This window comes from Rhodanobacter sp. FW102-FHT14D06 (assembly GCF_043950705.1).
GTDB lineage: Bacteria > Pseudomonadota > Gammaproteobacteria > Xanthomonadales > Rhodanobacteraceae > Rhodanobacter.
In genome coordinates this window covers 3,904,962-3,920,433 of sequence record NZ_CP170722.1, presented here as the reverse complement: position 1 = coordinate 3,920,433, position 15,472 = coordinate 3,904,962, and the positions used below count along the sequence as shown (strand labels likewise).

The following is a 15,472-nucleotide window of genomic DNA, read 5'->3' as shown; positions in this document are numbered from 1 at the left end:
ATGATTCGCGGCTCGCATGCGCCCATGCACCCGACCGGAGAGGTGGCAGAGTGGTCGAATGTACCTGACTCGAAATCAGGCGTACGTGCAAGCGTACCGTGGGTTCGAATCCCACCCTCTCCGCCAGATACGCAAAACGCCCCGAAAGGGGTGTTTTGCGTATTGCACGATCCGCCCGGTTCGACGGATTCGTCCGGAACGAATACGGACAGCCGCAGGCTGGCCCCGGAGCGCGTGGCGCGGAAGGGTCTGGCCCGGACGGGACGAATAATCCCCTTGCCGAAAGGGCGTTTTGCAAGTCACGCACGTGAAAAAGGGGGCCGGTCGAGACCGGCCCCCTTGCAAACAACGCGGCATGTTTGCCGCACCGGACGCGCTGGCCTCAGCCAGCCTTCTTCTTTGCCAACCGCAACCAGGTATCGACCACGGTGTCCGGGTTCAGCGAGACCGATTCGATGCCTTGTTCCATCAGCCACTCCGCGAGGTCGGGGTGGTCGCTGGGGCCCTGGCCGCAGATGCCGATGTACTTGCCCTTGGCGCGGGCGGTCTTGATCGCCATGGCCAGCAGCTTCTTCACCGCCGGGTCGCGCTCGTCGAACAGGCCGGCGACGATGCTGGAGTCGCGGTCCAGGCCCAGGGTGAGCTGGGTGAGGTCGTTCGAGCCGATCGAGAAGCCGTCGAAGATGTCGAGGAACTCGTCGGCGAGCAGGGCGTTCGACGGGACCTCGCACATCATGATGACCTTGAGCTCGTGCTCGCCCTGCTTGAGGCCGTTCTTCGCCAGCACCTCGATCACCTTGCGGCCTTCGCCGAGCGTGCGCACGAACGGGATCATCACCCACACGTTGGAGAGACCCATCACCTCGCGCACGCGCTTGACCGCCTTGCATTCCAGCGCGAACGCCTCGGCGAAGCTGGGGTCGACGTAGCGGCTGGCGCCGCGGAAACCGATCATCGGGTTCTCTTCGTGCGGCTCGTAGCGCGAGCCGCCGAGCAGGCCGGCGTACTCGTTCGACTTGAAGTCGGACAGGCGCACGATCACCGGCTTCGGGTAGACCGAGGCGGCGATGGTGGCGATGCCTTCGGCGAGGCGATCGACGTAGAACTCGACCGGGCCGGCATAGCCGGCGATGCGCTCGTCTATCTTTGCCTTGGTTTCGGCGTCCTGCTTGCCGTATTCCAGCAGCGCCTTGGGATGCACGCCGATGTGGCTGGCGATGATCATCTCCAGCCGGGCCAGGCCGATGCCGGCGTTCGGCAGCTGGCCGAAGTCGAAGGCACGCTCCGGGTTGGCCACGTTCATCATGATCTTCAACGGCGCCTCGGGCATGTCGCCGAGATCCGCGGTGATCCGCTCGAACTTCAGGATGCCTTCGTAGATCGTGCCGGTGTCGCCTTCGGCGCAGGACACGGTGACGTCGGCGCCATCCGGAATCAGCTCCAGCGCATTGCCGGTGCCGACCACCGCCGGCACGCCCAGCTCGCGCGCGATGATCGCCGCGTGGCAGGTGCGGCCACCGCGGTTGGTGACGATGGCCGAGGCGCGCTTCATCACCGGCTCCCAGTCGGGGTCGGTCATGTCGGCGATCAGTACGTCGCCGACCTGCACCTTGTTCATGTCGCTCAGGGAGCGGATCACGCGGGCCTTGCCGGCGCCGATCTTCTGGCCGATCGAGCGGCCTTCGGCCAGCACCTTGCCTTTCTCGCTGAGGCTGAAGCGCTCCAGCTGGGTCGCATGCGAGCGCGACTTCACCGTCTCCGGGCGGGCCTGCACGATGTACAGCTTGCCGGTGTGGCCGTCTTTCGCCCACTCGATGTCCATCGGGCGGTCGTAATGTTTCTCGATGATCAGCGCCTGGCGGGCGAGTTCCTGCACGTCGTCGTCGCTGATGCAGAACTTGTGGCGCAGTTCGGCCGGAGTGTCCTCGGTCCTCACGCGCTCGCCCGGCGCGCTGGAATAGACCATGCGCAACTGCTTGGCGCCCAGGTTGCGACGAAGCACGGCCGGCTTGCCTGCGCGCAGGGTCGGCTTGAACACGTAGAACTCATCGGGATTCACCGCGCCCTGCACGACCATCTCGCCCAGACCATAGGAGCCGGTGACGAACACCACGTCGCGGAAGCCCGACTCGGTGTCCAGCGTGAACAGCACGCCGGAGGCGCCCACGTCCGAACGCACCATCAGCTGCACGCCGGCGGAGAGGAACACGTCCTCGTGCTTGTAGCCCTGATGCACGCGGTAGGCGATGGCCCGGTCGTTGTACAGCGAGGCGAAGACCTCCTTCACCTTGTGCAGCACGTCGTCGATGCCGACCACGTTGAGGAAGGTTTCCTGCTGGCCGGCGAACGAGGCGTCGGGCAGGTCCTCGGCGGTAGCAGAGGAACGAACCGCAACCGCGATGTCGTCGGCACCGGCGTCCCTGCACAGCTTGATGTAGGCCGCGCGGATCGCCTGCTCGAGTTCGGCGGGCAGGGCGGTGTCGACGATCCAGCCGCGGATTTCCTTGCCGGCCGCGACCAGGGCATCGACGTTGTCGACGTCGAGCGTGGCCAGTCGATCCTGGATGCGCCGGGCCAGCCCGCTCTTTTCCAGATACTGCTGGAACGCACTGGCGGTGGTGGCAAAGCCGCCGGGCACCGAGACACCCAGTTTGGCGAGGTTGCCGATCATTTCGCCCAGCGAAGCATTCTTGCCGCCGACCTTGCCAAGGTCAGTCATGCGCAGTTGATCGAGCCAAAGCACCAGGTCGTTCAAGGGTGTCTCCTCGGGATGGCGGAACGGGGGGGCAGGGAACCAGCGGTCGCGGGCGCGCTGCGGGAAACTGGTATTGTCCGCCGCGGATGGTGCGAAGCACAAGAAGACCAGTGCCACGCGATGTCATTCCAACCCGATACCAGTCAACGCGCGTTCAACACGGGACAGCGTTTTGCCCTTGCGCTAAGGTGCGAGCCTGCGCACTCGGCCCGGCGGAAGCTTCACATGCAGCGAACCGTGTTTTTCATTTCCGATTCCACTGGTATTACCGCCGAGACGATCGGCAACAGCATCCTGGCGCAGTTCGAGGGTGTCCGGTTCGACAAGCACCGGTTGCCGTTCACCGACAACCCGCACAAGGCCGAGTTGGCTGCACTGCGGATCAAGACCAACTACGCACAGACCGGGCAGCGTCCGGTGGTGGTCAACACCATGGCCGACCGCAACCTGTGCGACATCGTGGCTTCGAGCGGTGCGCTGATGCTGGACGTGTTCGCGCCGTTCATCGGTCCGCTGGAGGAAGAGCTGCAGACGCGCCGGTCCGGTGCGGTGAATCGCTCGCACGGCATGGTCGATTTCGACAAGTACGAGGCGCGCATCAACGCCACCAACTACGCGTTGTCGCATGACGACGGGATCGACGTGAATTACGCCGATGCCGACCTGATCCTCGTCGGCGTGTCGCGTTCGGGCAAGACGCCCACCTGCCTGTACATGGCCTTGCATTACGGCGTCAGCGCCGCCAACTATCCGTTGACCGACGAGGACCTGGAGAAACTGGAGTTGCCCGCGCGGCTGCGGCCCTACAAGGACCGCCTCTACGGGCTGACCATCGACGCGGTACGCCTGGCGCAGATTCGCGAGCAGCGCCGCTCCGGCAGCCGTTACGCCACGATCGCGCAATGCCGCTGGGAGCTGGAACAGGCCGAACGGCTGATGCGCCAGGCCGGGATACCCAGCCTCAACACCACTCACGTGTCGATCGAGGAGATCGCCAGCAAGATCTTCGACCGCTTCGGCATCGAGCGGACCATGTTCTGATTTTCATCCGGAGTTTGTGCGTTGCCCACGAGTGCCGTACTGGACCATCGAAACAGCCTGCTGCCGGGACGGTTCGAGACCCTGATGGGTCTGTATGCGGAGAACTATCACCGCCTCGCGCGGCTGTTCGCGCCGCACGAGCTTCCCGCCGGCCGCTACGTGTCGAGCGTGGACGACGGCCTGGACGTGCACCTGCAGGTGCAGGAGCACCACCCGTACACCGTCGAGCTGGAGCTCACCTACGGATTCGTCGATGCGCACACCGGCCAGCGCGCGCCCTCGGCGCAGTTGCGCATGTACACCGACGCGCATGTCGCCGAGGCGCTGCACTGCCACCCGGGCCGGCACCTGTGGCAGGTGCTGGGCCCGTTTTCCCCGGTGCACTCGGTGTTCCAGTACCGCCTGCGCATGAACCGATTCCTGGCCCGATGGCTGGAATACCTCGCCGAGCAGGGGCATTCCACCGGCACCCTGGAGCCGCAGCCGGAGTCGCACGAAGGCGGTGGGGAATAGCGGTTCTATTCAAAGCGATCCATGGCTGCGTCCTGATCTTTGCGCCCATGGATGGATGCACAAATCACCACAACAAAAAACCCGCGCCAGGCGGGTTTTCGTTTTGAATGGTGGCGGAGTGGACGGGACTCGAACCCGCGACCTCCGGCGTGACAGGCCAGCATTCTAACCAACTGAACTACCACTCCGCAGTTGCAACAGCTTCCAGCTTGCGCGGTCCAACTTGGCGTCCCCACGGGGATTCGAACCCCGGTCGCCACCGTGAAAGGGTGATGTCCTAGGCCTCTAGACGATGGGGACGTTGATTTTTCGAAAAGTCCGCACATGGATGCGCGGGTTCTCGCAAAGGACTTGCACTGAATCAAAACCTGGTGGAGCCAGGCGGGATCGAACCGCCGACCTCCTGCATGCCATGCAGGCGCTCTCCCAGCTGAGCTATGGCCCCGCCGCTGGAAGCCGAGAAGAATAGGGTGGGGTTGCTTGCCCGTCAAGCTTTTTTTCGACGCCGTTGCGCGTGCGCATCATCACATCGCGCCACGGCTGCGGCGATGCGGACGCGATCTTCGCCGACGCTCCTTTATGCTGCAGCGACGAGGGCAACGGCGAAGGAAGGCGATGCACGAAATCGGGTTCATCCGTGATCTTGCCGTGGTGATGCTGGTGGCCGGCGCCACCACGATCCTGTTTCAGCGCCTGCGTCAGCCGGTGCTGCTGGGCTACATCCTGGCTGGCGTGCTGATCGGTCCGCACACGCCCGGCGTGCTGGTCGGCGACGCGCGCGCCATCGACGACATCTCCAACCTGGGCGTGGTGCTGCTGATGTTCACGCTGGGCCTGGAATTCAGCGTGCGCAAGCTGCGCGACGTGGGTGTCGGCATGTTGCTGGTGGCGGTGGGCGAGGTCGGCCTGATGCTGTGGATCGGCTACGGCATCGGCAGCCTGTTCGGCTGGAAGGGCATGGATGCGCTGTTTCTCGGCGCGATCATTTCGCTGTCCTCGACCATGGTGGCGACGCGCACCCTGTCCGAGCTGGGCCAGCGTCAGCAGCCGTTCGCCCAACTGGTGGTGGGCCTGCTGGTGGCCGAAGACATGCTCGCCATCATCATGCTGACCCTGCTCACCGCGGTGGCCATCGGCGGCTCGGTGCAGGCGGAGGCGGCGTTCACCCTGATCGGACACCTGGGCCTGTTCGTGGTGGTCGGCATGATCCTGGGCCTGCTGCTGCTGCCGCGGCTGGTGGACTACGTGGCTGGCTTCGGTCGCGACGAAACCCTGCTGGTCAGCGTGCTGGGGATCTGTTTCGGCGCCAGCCTGGTCGCGGTGTGGATGGGGTTCAGCGTGGCGTTGGGTGCCTTCCTGGCCGGGGCGGTGGTGGCCGAGTCGCGCAGCGCCGGCCGGGTGGTCCAGCTGGTCGAGCCTTTGCGCGACATGTTCGCCGCGCTGTTCTTCGTGGCGATCGGGCTGAAGATCGACCCGGCGATGCTGTGGCAGTACGCGGTGCCGGCGCTGTTGATCGCAGGGGTGGTCGTCGTCGGCAAGACGCTGGCCTGCAGCCTCGGCGTGCTGGTGGTCGGGCACGAACCGCGCACCGCGCTGCGGGCGGGCCTCGGCATGGCGCAGATCGGCGAGTTCTCGTTCGTGATCGCCACGCTCGGCCTTTCACTGGGCGTGATCAGCGACTTCATCTATCCGGTGGCCGTCGCGGTCTCGGTGGTGTGCATGGCGTTGTCGCCGTACCTGTCGCGCTCGGGCGACCGCGTGGCCAGCGGGTTGCGGCGGGTCACGCCACGTTCCGTGCAATTGCTGGCCACCAGCTACAGCGGCTGGCTGGAACATCTCAAGCCGGTGAACGAGAACGCCACGCTGGCGGCGATCCTGCGGCGCCTGCTGTGGCACATCGCGGTGAACGTTCTGCTGGTGGTGACCCTGTTCATGGTCGGCGCCTATGTCAATGCGCATGGCTGGACCTGGTTCTCCACGGTGGGCATCGGGCGCGAGATGCGGCACACGGTGATCTGGGCCTGCGCGTTGTTCCTGTCGCTGCCGATGCTGATCGCGGTGTATCGCAAGGCCGGCGCGCTGGGCATGTTGCTGGCCGAGATCGGCATACGCGAGAGCTTTGCGCGCTCCTACACCCACGCCATCCGAAGTGTGCTGGCGCGGGTGATTCCGCTGGCCACGCTGCTGCTGCTGGGCATCCTGCTGAGCGCGCTGGGTTCGGCGATCCTGCCACCGCGCGGCATCGCCATCTTCCTGCTGGTGGTGGGGGCGGTGCTGTCGGTGGTGCTGTGGCGGGGCCTGGTGCACATGCATGCGCGGTTGCAGGCGGCGTTGAAGGAAACCCTTGACAAGCCGGAGCCGCCGGCGGACGGGGCCGATTGACAACGACGCCCCACGCGGGGGGCGGGTGCGAGGCGGCGGCCGGCATCCGTGCAACGCTGAACCTTTATGCCGTCTGACGGTCACAAGGCGCGATCGTTGCCAAGAACAGGCCGGCACCGCACAATGCGTGGCCTGCCTCCAACGCGGGGTCCGGCCGGCGATGCCGGCATTTCCATTTTCATGAGGGAGTTACAAATGAAGCACTTTCTGCGTCCCACGCTGACGGCAGTGGCAATGGCCGTTGCGCTGGGCATGACGGCGGGCGCATTTGCCCAGGCCGCCAAGACTGGCGCCGCCGCCCCCGTCGACAAGGCCAAGGCCAGCTACGTATTCGGTTATTACAAGATGGGCGAGAGCGTGCCGCCGATCCTGCGCGACGAGATGGACCCCGCCGCCGTGGCGCGTGGCGTGCAGGCCGCGCTGTCGGGCCAGAAGTCGACCGTCAGCGAGGCCGAGGCCAAGCAGGTCTACGAGGCCTTCATGACCAAGGTGCAGGCCAAGTTCGAGGCCGAGCGCGCCCAGGAGGCAGCCAAGAACAAGGCGGAAGGCGACGCCTTCTTCGCCAAGAACAAGACCGCCCCTGGCGTGAAGACCACGGCTTCCGGCCTGCAGTACAAGGTGATCACCGCCGGCACCGGCGCCCGCCCGGGCCCGAACGACACCGTGGAGATCAACTACACCGGCTCGTTCCTGGACGGCCAGGTGTTCGACGCCTCCGCCAAGCATGGTCCGAAGCCGGCCTCGATCCCGGTCGCCAACGTGATCCCGGGCTTCCGCGAAGGCCTGCAGCTGATGCAGGTAGGTGGACACTACAAGTTGTTCATTCCCGCCTCGCTGGCCTATGGTGCCGAGCCACAGCCGCCGATGCCGCCCAATGCCACGCTGATCTTCGACGTGACCCTGGTCAAGACGGGCCCGACGCCGGCAGCTCCCAGCGGTTCCGACGGGCAGTAACCGACGGTTCGCCAGCAGGTTCGCCGAAGGGGCGCGAAGCGATTCGCGCCCCTTCTTTTTGCGCCGTGTGTCGCTGTCGGACGGCGCGGTTAGAATAGGCGGTTCACTTTCCAGGAAAACCCTCAACGATGATGAAGGTAACGATCTTTGGTACCGGCTACGTCGGACTGGTTACCGGTGCCTGTCTGGCCGAGATGGGCAATCACGTGGTCTGCGTCGATATCGACGCAGGCAAGGTCGAGCGGCTGAAGCGCGGCGAGATCCCGATCTACGAGCCGGGCCTGGAATCGATCGTGCAGAGCAACCATGCCAGTGGCCGGCTCGACTTCACCACCGAGGCGGCGCCGGCGATCGCCCACGGTGAATTGATCTTCATCGCCGTCGGCACGCCGCCGGACGAGGACGGCAGCGCCGACCTGCAGTACGTGCAGAAGGTGGCCAGCACGATCGGCCATCACCTGCAGCGTTACGCCGTGGTGGTGAACAAGTCGACCGTGCCGGTGGGTACCGCCGATCGCGTGCGCGAAGCCGTCGCGGCCGAGCTGGCGGCGCGCCAGGCCACGGTGGAATTCGACGTGGTGTCGAACCCGGAGTTCCTGAAGGAGGGCGCGGCGGTGGAAGACTGCCTGCGCCCCGACCGCATCGTCGTGGGTGCTTCCAGCACGCGCGCGGTTGCCCTGCTGCGCAAGCTGTACGCGCCGTTCAACCGGAATCACGACCGCATGGTGGTGATGGACGAGCGCTCGGCCGAGCTGACCAAGTACGCCGCCAACGCGATGCTGGCGACCAAGATCAGTTTCATGAACGAGATCGCGAACATCGCCGAGCGGGTGGGCGCCGACGTGGAACTGGTGCGCCAGGGCATCGGCTCGGACCCGCGCATCGGCTACAGCTTCATCTACCCGGGCGCCGGTTACGGCGGCTCGTGCTTTCCCAAGGACGTGCAGGCGCTGGAACGCACCGCGCACGCACATGGCTACGAGGCCCGCCTGCTCGGTGCGGTCGAGGCGGTCAACCGGCAGCAGAAGGGCAAGTTGTTCGAGCTGATCTCGCGGCATTTCGACGGCCAGCTGGGCGGCCGCACGATCGCGCTGTGGGGCTTGGCGTTCAAACCGAATACCGACGACATGCGCGAGGCTTCCAGCCGACGCCTGATGGAACAACTGTGGGGCGCCGGCGCGAAGGTGCGCGCGTTCGACCCGGAAGCGCGCGAGGAAGCCCGGCGGCTGTACGGCGAACGTGCCGATCTGGTGCTTTGCGAGCACGCCGCGGCTGCCCTGCAGGGCGCCGACGTGCTGGCGGTGGTCACCGAGTGGAAGGCCTTCCGCAGCCCCGATTTTGCGGCGATCCGTGCCGCGCTGGCGGTCCCGGCGATCTTCGACGGCCGCAACCTGTACGACCCGGCCGTGGTGGAGGAGGCGGGTCTGGCCTATTACGGCATCGGCCGTGGCCGCAGCCTGCAGTTGTCGTGATGAACAGTTCGAACGACGTGCTCGCCCGCCGGCTCGACGAGATGGAGATCAAGCTGACCTTCATCGACGAGGCGGTGCAGGCGCTGACCACGGCGGACGCCGACCAGTCGCAGCGGATCGCTGCGCTGGAACGCGCCCTGCGCGACCTGCGCGGCGAGGTGGCGTCGATGCGCATCGCGCAGGGCGACGATCCGCACGATGAACCGCCGCCGCCGCATTACTGACCCGGACCCCTCCCACCTGTCGATCACGGAATGCCCGCATGGCCGATTCCCTGCGCGATCAGCTGCTCAAGAGCGGCATCGTCAAACAAGTGCAGCAGGACCGCGCGCACGAACCGAAGCGCCCGACGCCTGCGTCGCCCGGCAAGCCCGCACGCAAGGGCGGCAAGCCGCACGCGGCGCGGCCGTCGGGACAGAGCCAGCAGGACATCGACCTGGCCAAGGCATACGCGCTGCGTGCCCGGACTGAAGCCCGCGAGCGCCAGCGGATCGAGCGCGAGGCGGCCGAGCAAGCCCGGCTGCGGCGTGAGCGCAAGCTGCGCATCCAGCAACTGCTGGATGGCCAGGCGTTGAACAAGGCCGATGCCGACCAGGTGCGCAACTTCGAATACGCCGGCAAGATCCGCCGCATCCATGTCGACGCAACCCAGCTGGCGGCACTCAACGCCGGCGAACTGGGCGTGGTGCAGCATGCCGGTCGCTACCTGCTGGTCAGCCGCGACACGGCCGAGCAACTGCGCGAACTGGACGCCAACCACGTCGCCTTGCTGGTGGCGCCGGGCACCGCCGGCACGGATGACGACGGCGTACCCGACGATCTCATGTGGTGAGGTCGAAGTAGGGCGGGCACCGCCGCCTCACGACGCAAGCGCGGCGGGCACCGCCCGCCGCACGATTCAGCGGTCCGGCGCTTGCGTCAACGCCGGATGGTCCCAGCCATGCTTGGGCTTGAAGCGGTCGCCATGGCGGCGGGCCAGCTGCTCCAGCTTCGCCTTCAGCGTGTCGGCGCCTTCGCTGCGCACGTACTGGATCGGGCCGCCACGGAAGGGTGCGAAACCGGTGCCGAAGATCACGCCTGCATCCAGCAGATCGGCGTCGTCGACCACGCCGTCGGCCAGGCAGGCCACCGCCTCGTTGACCATCGACAGGATCATTCGATCCTGCAGGTCCGGCGGTGTCACGTAGTCGTTGCCCACTTCGGGCTTCTGCGGCTTGCCGTCCTGCCACACGTACAGTCCCTGGCCGTCCTTCTTGCCGCGCTTGCCGGCGGCGAGCCGTTCGTCCATGCCGGGCGGCAGCTCCAGGCCGAGGAAAGGCGCCAACTCCTTGCCCACCGAGGCGCAGACGTCCAGACCGACCGTGTCGGCCAGTTCGATCGGCCCCATCGGCATGCCGAACTTCTTCGCCTCGCGATCGAGCACCGCGCCGGGCACGCCCTCGCTGTACAGCCGCATGGCTTCGAGCAGGTACGGGACCAGGATGCGGTTGACCAGGAAGCCCGGCGTGCCCTTGACCGCGACCGGCAGCTTGCCGATCGCCTTGCAGAACGCCAGCGCGCGTTTCTCGATGGCCGGGTCGAGCCGGTCGTGGCGCACGACCTCCACCAGCGGCATCTGCGCCACCGGGTTGAAGAAATGCAGGCCGAGGAAGTCTGCCGGACGAGCGAGCTTGCCGCGCAGTTCGTCCAGCGGAATGCTGGAGGTGTTGCTGGCCAGGATTGCCCCGTCCTTGAGCTGCGGCTCGATGGTGGCGTACAGCGCCTCTTTCGCCTCGGCATTCTCGTAGATCGCCTCGATCGCCAGATCCGCCTGGGCGACGCCCTTGCCGTCGACGTCGGCGCGCAGCCGCTGCACTGCCGCGTCGATCTTCTCCGGGGTCTTGAGCTTTTTCTCGTACAGCGCGCGTGCGCGATCCAGCGCCGGCTGGATGTACTTCATCTCGCGGTCCTGCAGGGTCACGTCCATGCCTTTCAGTGCCACCCAGGCGGCGATGTCGCCGCCCATCACGCCGGCACCCACGACGTGCACGCGGTTGATGGCCGCATCGACGCCGCCGCCCTGGCCCTTCAGCCGCTCCTGCAGGAAGAAGATGCGGATCAGGTTCTGCGCGGTGGGTGTCTGCGCCAGCCGCGCCACCGAGTCGGCTTCGATCTTCAAGCGCTGGCCGATGTCGCTGCCGCCGCGCTTCCACACGTCGATCAGGGCGAACGGCGCCGGATAGTGCTCGCGACGTACCTTGGCCGCCGTCTGCTTGACCATGATCGGCGCCAGGATCTGTCGCCCCAGCCAGCTGTTGCTGGCCCACGCCTTGGCCCGACGCGCGAACGGTCGCGACGGCGCGCGTCGAAGTAGAAGGCGCGCCTCGGCCAGCAGCTCCTGCGGGCGTGCGAGGTGATCGACCACGCCCAGCGCGAGTGCGCGCCGCGCCGAGAGCGGCTTGCCGGTGAGCATCACCGGCATCGCCTCGGCCGCGCCGATCAGGCGTGGCAGGCGGGCCGTGCCGCCCCAGCCGGGGTGGATGCCGAGCATCACCTCGGGCAGGGCGATGCGGGTACTGTCCTCGTCGGCCGCCACGCGCAGACGGCACGCCAGGATCAATTCGGTGCCGCCGCCCATGCAGGGACCGTGCACCGCGGCCACGGTGGGGCAGGCGAGCCGGGCCAGTGCTTCGTACACGCGCTGGCCGTGCTCGATGTTCTCGCGCACGGTGTCCTGGCGCGCGTATTCCACGAACTCGCGGATGTCCGCGCCCACCGCAAAGCCCGCGGACTTGCCCGAATGGATGATGACGCCGGCGGGCATGTCGATCGCCAGCCGCTCGACGATCTGATCCAGCTCGTCCAGCACGGCACGATTGATCGCATTGACGCTGCTGCCGGCGCGGTCGAGCGTCAGCGTCACCAGGCCATCGTCCTCGTGGGTCCGCCAGTGGTTGAATCGCAATCCTTCGAACATGGGGGTCGGCACATGGTGGAGGAGGCCTGAACCATACCGTTCCGTGGTCGCGATTGCGAGATGTGACGCGTGCGCTTGACCCGCTGGTGACAGCGGTGTGAAATCGGACCGTTGCGGACGGTATCCGCCGAAACCAGTCGCACGCGCGGGTGCTCCCGAGCGATTCCCGCAGGTGCGATTGGCTAACTGAACCGGGTCGACGAGGGTCGATCGGTTCCCGGCCATTCGAAGGCATCCGCGCTCGCCGCGGGTCCGGATTCAGCACCTGCCGCAGGACGAAACCAGATGACCATCGCCATGGCCTCCGCCGTACCCCAGGCTGGCGCCGAGATATTCGAACGCATCCTGACCGCGCCCAGTGGCCTGGTCGTGTTGCAAAGCAAGGACGCCGAAGCGCTGATCGAACAGGTGCGCGTGCTGGCCAGGCACAGCGGCCAGGCGGTATACCTGTGGCAGCCGGACACCGGGCTGGGCAGCCTGCGCGAGGCCCATGCCCGGGTGCCGGACTGCGAGCGGCTCGGCAATGCGTTGCGTTACATGCAGCAGAGCATGCATTTCGGCGTCTATTTCCTGCGCGGGGTGGAGCTGCCCTTGTCGGCGGTGGATGCAGCCATGCTGCGCCAGTTGGCGCGGGCGCCCAAGGGCCACCTGCGCCGCGTGGTGCTGGTCGATGCGCCGCAGGCGCTGGTGGCCCACCTGGGCGACCTCGCCGCCCAGGTCAGTACCGAAGACGGCAAGCCGCGCCAGCTGCGCCTGCGCGATGGTCGCTGGCTGACATGAGGCCGCGCACATGAATGCCGGCATCCTGCTGGTAGCCGCCCAGCGCGACCTGCGCCGGGCGCTGTTCGACGCGCTCGATCGTGCCGGCTACGCGCGGCTGCATTCGGCGCGCGACATTTCCCACGCGGCGATCCTGCTGGAGGGCAATGCCGCGCAGGAACCGCTGCAGTTGATGGTGCTGGTGCTGGATGGCGACGAAACCCAGGCCTGCGCCGCTTGCGAGCAATTGCGCCGGCTGCCGGGCGCCGCCGATGCGCCGCTGATCGTGGTGCTGGCCGATGGCGCGCCGTGCAGCCCGGCCGACCTGCCGCCGGGGATCGCCGACTGGCTTTGCGCCGGACAGATTGCCACCGAACTGGTCGCGCGCTGGCAGCGCCTGCCGGTCAGCGCAGCCGGTGGCCCGGTCCCGACGGTTTGGGGTGCGGCCGGCGATTGGCGATGGGCCTTCGAGGAAAGCGGCAGCGAATGGTTGATGGTCGACCTGCAGAGCCAGTGCCTGCTCGAAGTCAGTCCCGGCGTGATCCGGCACAGTCGCCTGCCTGCCAGCGAGTGGGCCGGGCTGGCGCTGGCCGAGGCGGTACAGCTCGAGGGCGACACGTCGGCCACCATTTTCAACGACGCGGATCGCCGCTGGCATCCGGCCCGGCGCAAGTCGTCGCTGGGTTACGACACCGGTCAGGTGAACGTGCGGCGGGTCGAGCAGGGCGGCAGCGCGGCTCTGGCGCTGCAGTTTCGCAGCGATCGCGCCGACCTGCGGCCGGAGGCGGCGTTGTCGCTGTTGTCGCGCCTGTTCGCCTCAAGCAGCGGCGTCGACGCGCAGTCCGCCTGCGCGCAACTGCTGTTCGACGAGCTGGCGCTGGACTATCTGGCCGTGTGGTCGGTCCGTCCGGAAACGGCCGACGCCCCCGCCCAGGTCCTGCAACTGAGCCGCGAGGAACACGCGCAGTGGCCGCCGGGCTACCTGCAGAGTTCGCTGCAACTGGTGCTGGGCGGGCAGGCGATGCGGTACCAGAGCGATGCCGGCAAGCTGGCGGCGGTCGACCCGCTGCTGCAGCAGCTGGATCTGGCCGGCTTCGTCGGCTTGCCGATGTACGACGAGCGGCACAGCGTGCTCGGCGCCGTGCTCGCCGGCAGCCGCCGCGGTTTCGCCGAGATGGCGGTGGTCGAGCCGGTGCTGCGTTGCGCGGCGGCGCGTTTCGCCCGCACGCTGGAGCTGCAGCGCACCCGCGAACAGGGTCGCGCCGAGGGCCTGGTCGATGCCTTGACCGGGTTGCCCAACCGGTTGCTGTTCAACGACCGGCTGGAGGCGATCCTGCGCGAGGCGATCCGCAACGGCGAGTGCTTTGCCCTGCTGTTCGTCGACCTGGACCGGTTCAAGGCCATCAACGATACCTACGGCCACGCCACCGGCGACCGGGTGTTGCGCACTGTCACCCAGCGGTTGCGCGGCAGCATCCGCGCCTCCGACACCGTGGCGCGTTATGCCGGCGACGAGTTCACCATCGTGCTGCGCCACATCGTCAAGAACGACGACGTGCTGCGCGTGGCCGAGAAGATCGTGCAGATGATGGAGTCGCCGATCTTCCTGGAAGACGGCGTGGAGCTGCAGGTCACCGTGTCGATGGGCGTGAGCTTTTTCCCCGACGACGCCAACGACGCCGATACCCTGCTCAAGCATGCGGACGAGGCGATGTATTCGGCCAAGCACAAGGGCCGCAACAACTTCCAGATCTACGAGGTCAGTCCGGAGTACGCGCGCCAGCACGGCATGGCGCTGAAGACGCGCCTGCGCCACGCCGAAGGCAACGGCGAGTTGCGCGTGGTCTATCAGCCCCAGGTCAATGCCGAGACCGAGGACATCGTGGGCATGGAGGCGCTGGTGCGCTGGGAGCACCCCGAGCTGGGCATGATCAGCCCCGCCGTGTTCATTCCGCTGGCCGAGGAGACCGGGCTGATCGTGTCGATCGGCGAATGGGTGATGCACACCGCTTGCCGCCAGGCGCGCGAGTGGGAGCAGCGCTACGGCTTGCGCCTGCGCCTTGGCGTCAACCTGTCGGCCGTGCAGTTGATGGAGCCGCAGTTGCTGGAGATGGTGGCGCGCTCGCTGCGCGAGACCGGGCTCGATCCCACCCTGCTGGAAATGGAGATCACCGAGAGCATCAGCATCAAGGCGGCGCCGAACCTGGTGGAGAACCTCAATGCGCTGCACCGGCTCGGCTGTCACATCGCGATCGACGATTTCGGCACCGGCGCCGCCTCGCTGGACTACCTGCGCCGGCTGCCCGCCGACCGCATCAAGGTGGACCAGAGCTTCGTGCGCAATATCGGTGTGGACCCGGACGACGAGGCGATCGTGCGGGCCACCATCGAGATGGCCCACCGGCTGAACCGTGCGGTGGTGGCCGAGGGCGTGGAGACCGAGCAGCACCTGCAATTCCTGCGCGACCACCATTGCGACGAGCTGCAGGGCTACCTGTTCTGCCGGCCGTTGCAGCCGATCAGCTTCGAGAAGATGCTGGCCGAGCGCCAGCGCCTGCTGGGCGTGCGGCAGGCCGAACCGGCTTGAGCGGTCCGCAGGCGGCCCCATAACGGGAGCTGGCGCGACGATTGGCTAAACTG

Annotated in this window: 11 protein-coding genes and 4 tRNA genes; 10 read left to right on the top strand and 5 right to left on the bottom strand. The window is 67.0% G+C overall.

The features are described 5' to 3' along the window. Positions 1 to 36: 36 nt before the first annotated feature. A tRNA-Ser gene (locus tag ACFCQI_RS17740) sits at positions 37 to 126 on the top strand. A gap of 256 nt (positions 127 to 382) precedes the next feature. Here ACFCQI_RS17740 and ppsA read toward each other — a convergent pair. Beyond that, positions 383 to 2,755: a phosphoenolpyruvate synthase gene (gene ppsA / locus ACFCQI_RS17735; RefSeq protein ID WP_395118851.1), complete on the bottom strand. Its 2,373-nt coding sequence runs from the start codon at positions 2,753 to 2,755 to the stop codon at positions 383 to 385. A gap of 225 nt (positions 2,756 to 2,980) precedes the next feature. Here ppsA and ACFCQI_RS17730 point away from each other — a divergent pair, with 225 nt between their 5' ends. Together ACFCQI_RS17730 and ACFCQI_RS17725 are read left to right on the top strand one after the other, a co-directional pair. Further along, on the top strand, positions 2,981 to 3,796 hold the full coding sequence (locus ACFCQI_RS17730; RefSeq protein WP_395118849.1) for a pyruvate, water dikinase regulatory protein: 816 nt from the start codon (positions 2,981 to 2,983) through the stop codon (positions 3,794 to 3,796). 84 nt (positions 3,797 to 3,880) lie between these two features. After that, positions 3,881 to 4,309, top strand: coding sequence for a DUF1249 domain-containing protein (locus tag ACFCQI_RS17725; protein WP_395121398.1), 429 nt, complete (start codon positions 3,881 to 3,883; stop codon positions 4,307 to 4,309). Between the two features lie 111 nt (positions 4,310 to 4,420). Here ACFCQI_RS17725 and ACFCQI_RS17720 read toward each other — a convergent pair. From ACFCQI_RS17720 to ACFCQI_RS17710, 3 genes are all read right to left on the bottom strand, one after another. After that, a tRNA-Asp gene (locus ACFCQI_RS17720) sits at positions 4,421 to 4,497 on the bottom strand. A gap of 36 nt (positions 4,498 to 4,533) precedes the next feature. Then, positions 4,534 to 4,609 (bottom strand) — tRNA-Glu (locus ACFCQI_RS17715). 69 nt (positions 4,610 to 4,678) lie between these two features. Further along, positions 4,679 to 4,754: transfer RNA gene (locus ACFCQI_RS17710), tRNA-Ala, on the bottom strand. Between the two features lie 170 nt (positions 4,755 to 4,924). Here ACFCQI_RS17710 and ACFCQI_RS17705 point away from each other — a divergent pair. From ACFCQI_RS17705 to ACFCQI_RS17685, 5 genes are all read left to right on the top strand, one after another. Beyond that, on the top strand, positions 4,925 to 6,691 hold the full coding sequence (locus ACFCQI_RS17705; RefSeq protein ID WP_395118847.1) for a cation:proton antiporter: 1,767 nt from the start codon (positions 4,925 to 4,927) through the stop codon (positions 6,689 to 6,691). Between the two features lie 195 nt (positions 6,692 to 6,886). Beyond that, positions 6,887 to 7,645 (top strand): FKBP-type peptidyl-prolyl cis-trans isomerase N-terminal domain-containing protein, encoded by a 759-nt coding sequence (locus tag ACFCQI_RS17700; RefSeq protein WP_395118845.1) that lies wholly within the window; start codon positions 6,887 to 6,889, stop codon positions 7,643 to 7,645. Between the two features lie 131 nt (positions 7,646 to 7,776). Continuing rightward, a complete protein-coding gene (locus ACFCQI_RS17695) occupies positions 7,777 to 9,117 on the top strand; it encodes a UDP-glucose dehydrogenase family protein (RefSeq protein WP_395121397.1) in 1,341 nt (446 codons plus the stop codon). Beyond that, positions 9,117 to 9,341 carry a SlyX family protein gene (locus ACFCQI_RS17690; protein ID WP_395118843.1) on the top strand — a complete coding sequence of 75 codons (225 nt, stop codon included), beginning with the start codon at positions 9,117 to 9,119 and terminating at the stop codon, positions 9,339 to 9,341. Before ACFCQI_RS17695 ends, ACFCQI_RS17690 begins: the two co-directional genes overlap by 1 nt. Before the next feature lie 38 nt (positions 9,342 to 9,379). Then, complete coding sequence (locus ACFCQI_RS17685) at positions 9,380 to 9,949, top strand: DUF2058 domain-containing protein (protein ID WP_395118841.1); 570 nt, start codon at positions 9,380 to 9,382, stop codon at positions 9,947 to 9,949. A gap of 66 nt (positions 9,950 to 10,015) precedes the next feature. Here the strand turns inward: ACFCQI_RS17685 and ACFCQI_RS17680 are convergent, their stop codons facing one another. Further along, a complete protein-coding gene (locus ACFCQI_RS17680) occupies positions 10,016 to 12,073 on the bottom strand; it encodes a 3-hydroxyacyl-CoA dehydrogenase NAD-binding domain-containing protein (protein ID WP_395118839.1) in 2,058 nt (685 codons plus the stop codon). A 285-nt stretch (positions 12,074 to 12,358) separates the two neighbouring features. Between ACFCQI_RS17680 and ACFCQI_RS17675 the strand changes: the two genes are divergently transcribed. After that, complete coding sequence (locus tag ACFCQI_RS17675; RefSeq protein WP_395118837.1) at positions 12,359 to 12,853, top strand: hypothetical protein; 495 nt, start codon at positions 12,359 to 12,361, stop codon at positions 12,851 to 12,853. A 10-nt stretch (positions 12,854 to 12,863) separates the two neighbouring features. Continuing rightward, positions 12,864 to 15,419 carry a putative bifunctional diguanylate cyclase/phosphodiesterase gene (locus ACFCQI_RS17670; protein WP_395118835.1) on the top strand — a complete coding sequence of 852 codons (2,556 nt, stop codon included), beginning with the start codon at positions 12,864 to 12,866 and terminating at the stop codon, positions 15,417 to 15,419. Positions 15,420 to 15,472 lie beyond the last annotated feature (53 nt).

Coding starts and splice junctions, on each gene's coding strand:
- ACFCQI_RS17700 (WP_395118845.1), top strand. CDS start 6,887: ATGAAGCACTTTCTGCGTCCCACGCTGACGGCAGTGGCAATGGCCGTT.
- ACFCQI_RS17670 (WP_395118835.1), top strand. CDS start 12,864: ATGAATGCCGGCATCCTGCTGGTAGCCGCCCAGCGCGACCTGCGCCGG.
- ACFCQI_RS17685 (WP_395118841.1), top strand. CDS start 9,380: ATGGCCGATTCCCTGCGCGATCAGCTGCTCAAGAGCGGCATCGTCAAA.
- ACFCQI_RS17680 (WP_395118839.1), bottom strand. CDS start 12,073: ATGTTCGAAGGATTGCGATTCAACCACTGGCGGACCCACGAGGACGAT.
- ACFCQI_RS17730 (WP_395118849.1), top strand. CDS start 2,981: ATGCAGCGAACCGTGTTTTTCATTTCCGATTCCACTGGTATTACCGCC.
- ACFCQI_RS17725 (WP_395121398.1), top strand. CDS start 3,881: ATGGGTCTGTATGCGGAGAACTATCACCGCCTCGCGCGGCTGTTCGCG.
- ACFCQI_RS17690 (WP_395118843.1), top strand. CDS start 9,117: ATGAACAGTTCGAACGACGTGCTCGCCCGCCGGCTCGACGAGATGGAG.
- ACFCQI_RS17705 (WP_395118847.1), top strand. CDS start 4,925: ATGCACGAAATCGGGTTCATCCGTGATCTTGCCGTGGTGATGCTGGTG.
- ACFCQI_RS17695 (WP_395121397.1), top strand. CDS start 7,777: ATGAAGGTAACGATCTTTGGTACCGGCTACGTCGGACTGGTTACCGGT.
- ACFCQI_RS17675 (WP_395118837.1), top strand. CDS start 12,359: ATGACCATCGCCATGGCCTCCGCCGTACCCCAGGCTGGCGCCGAGATA.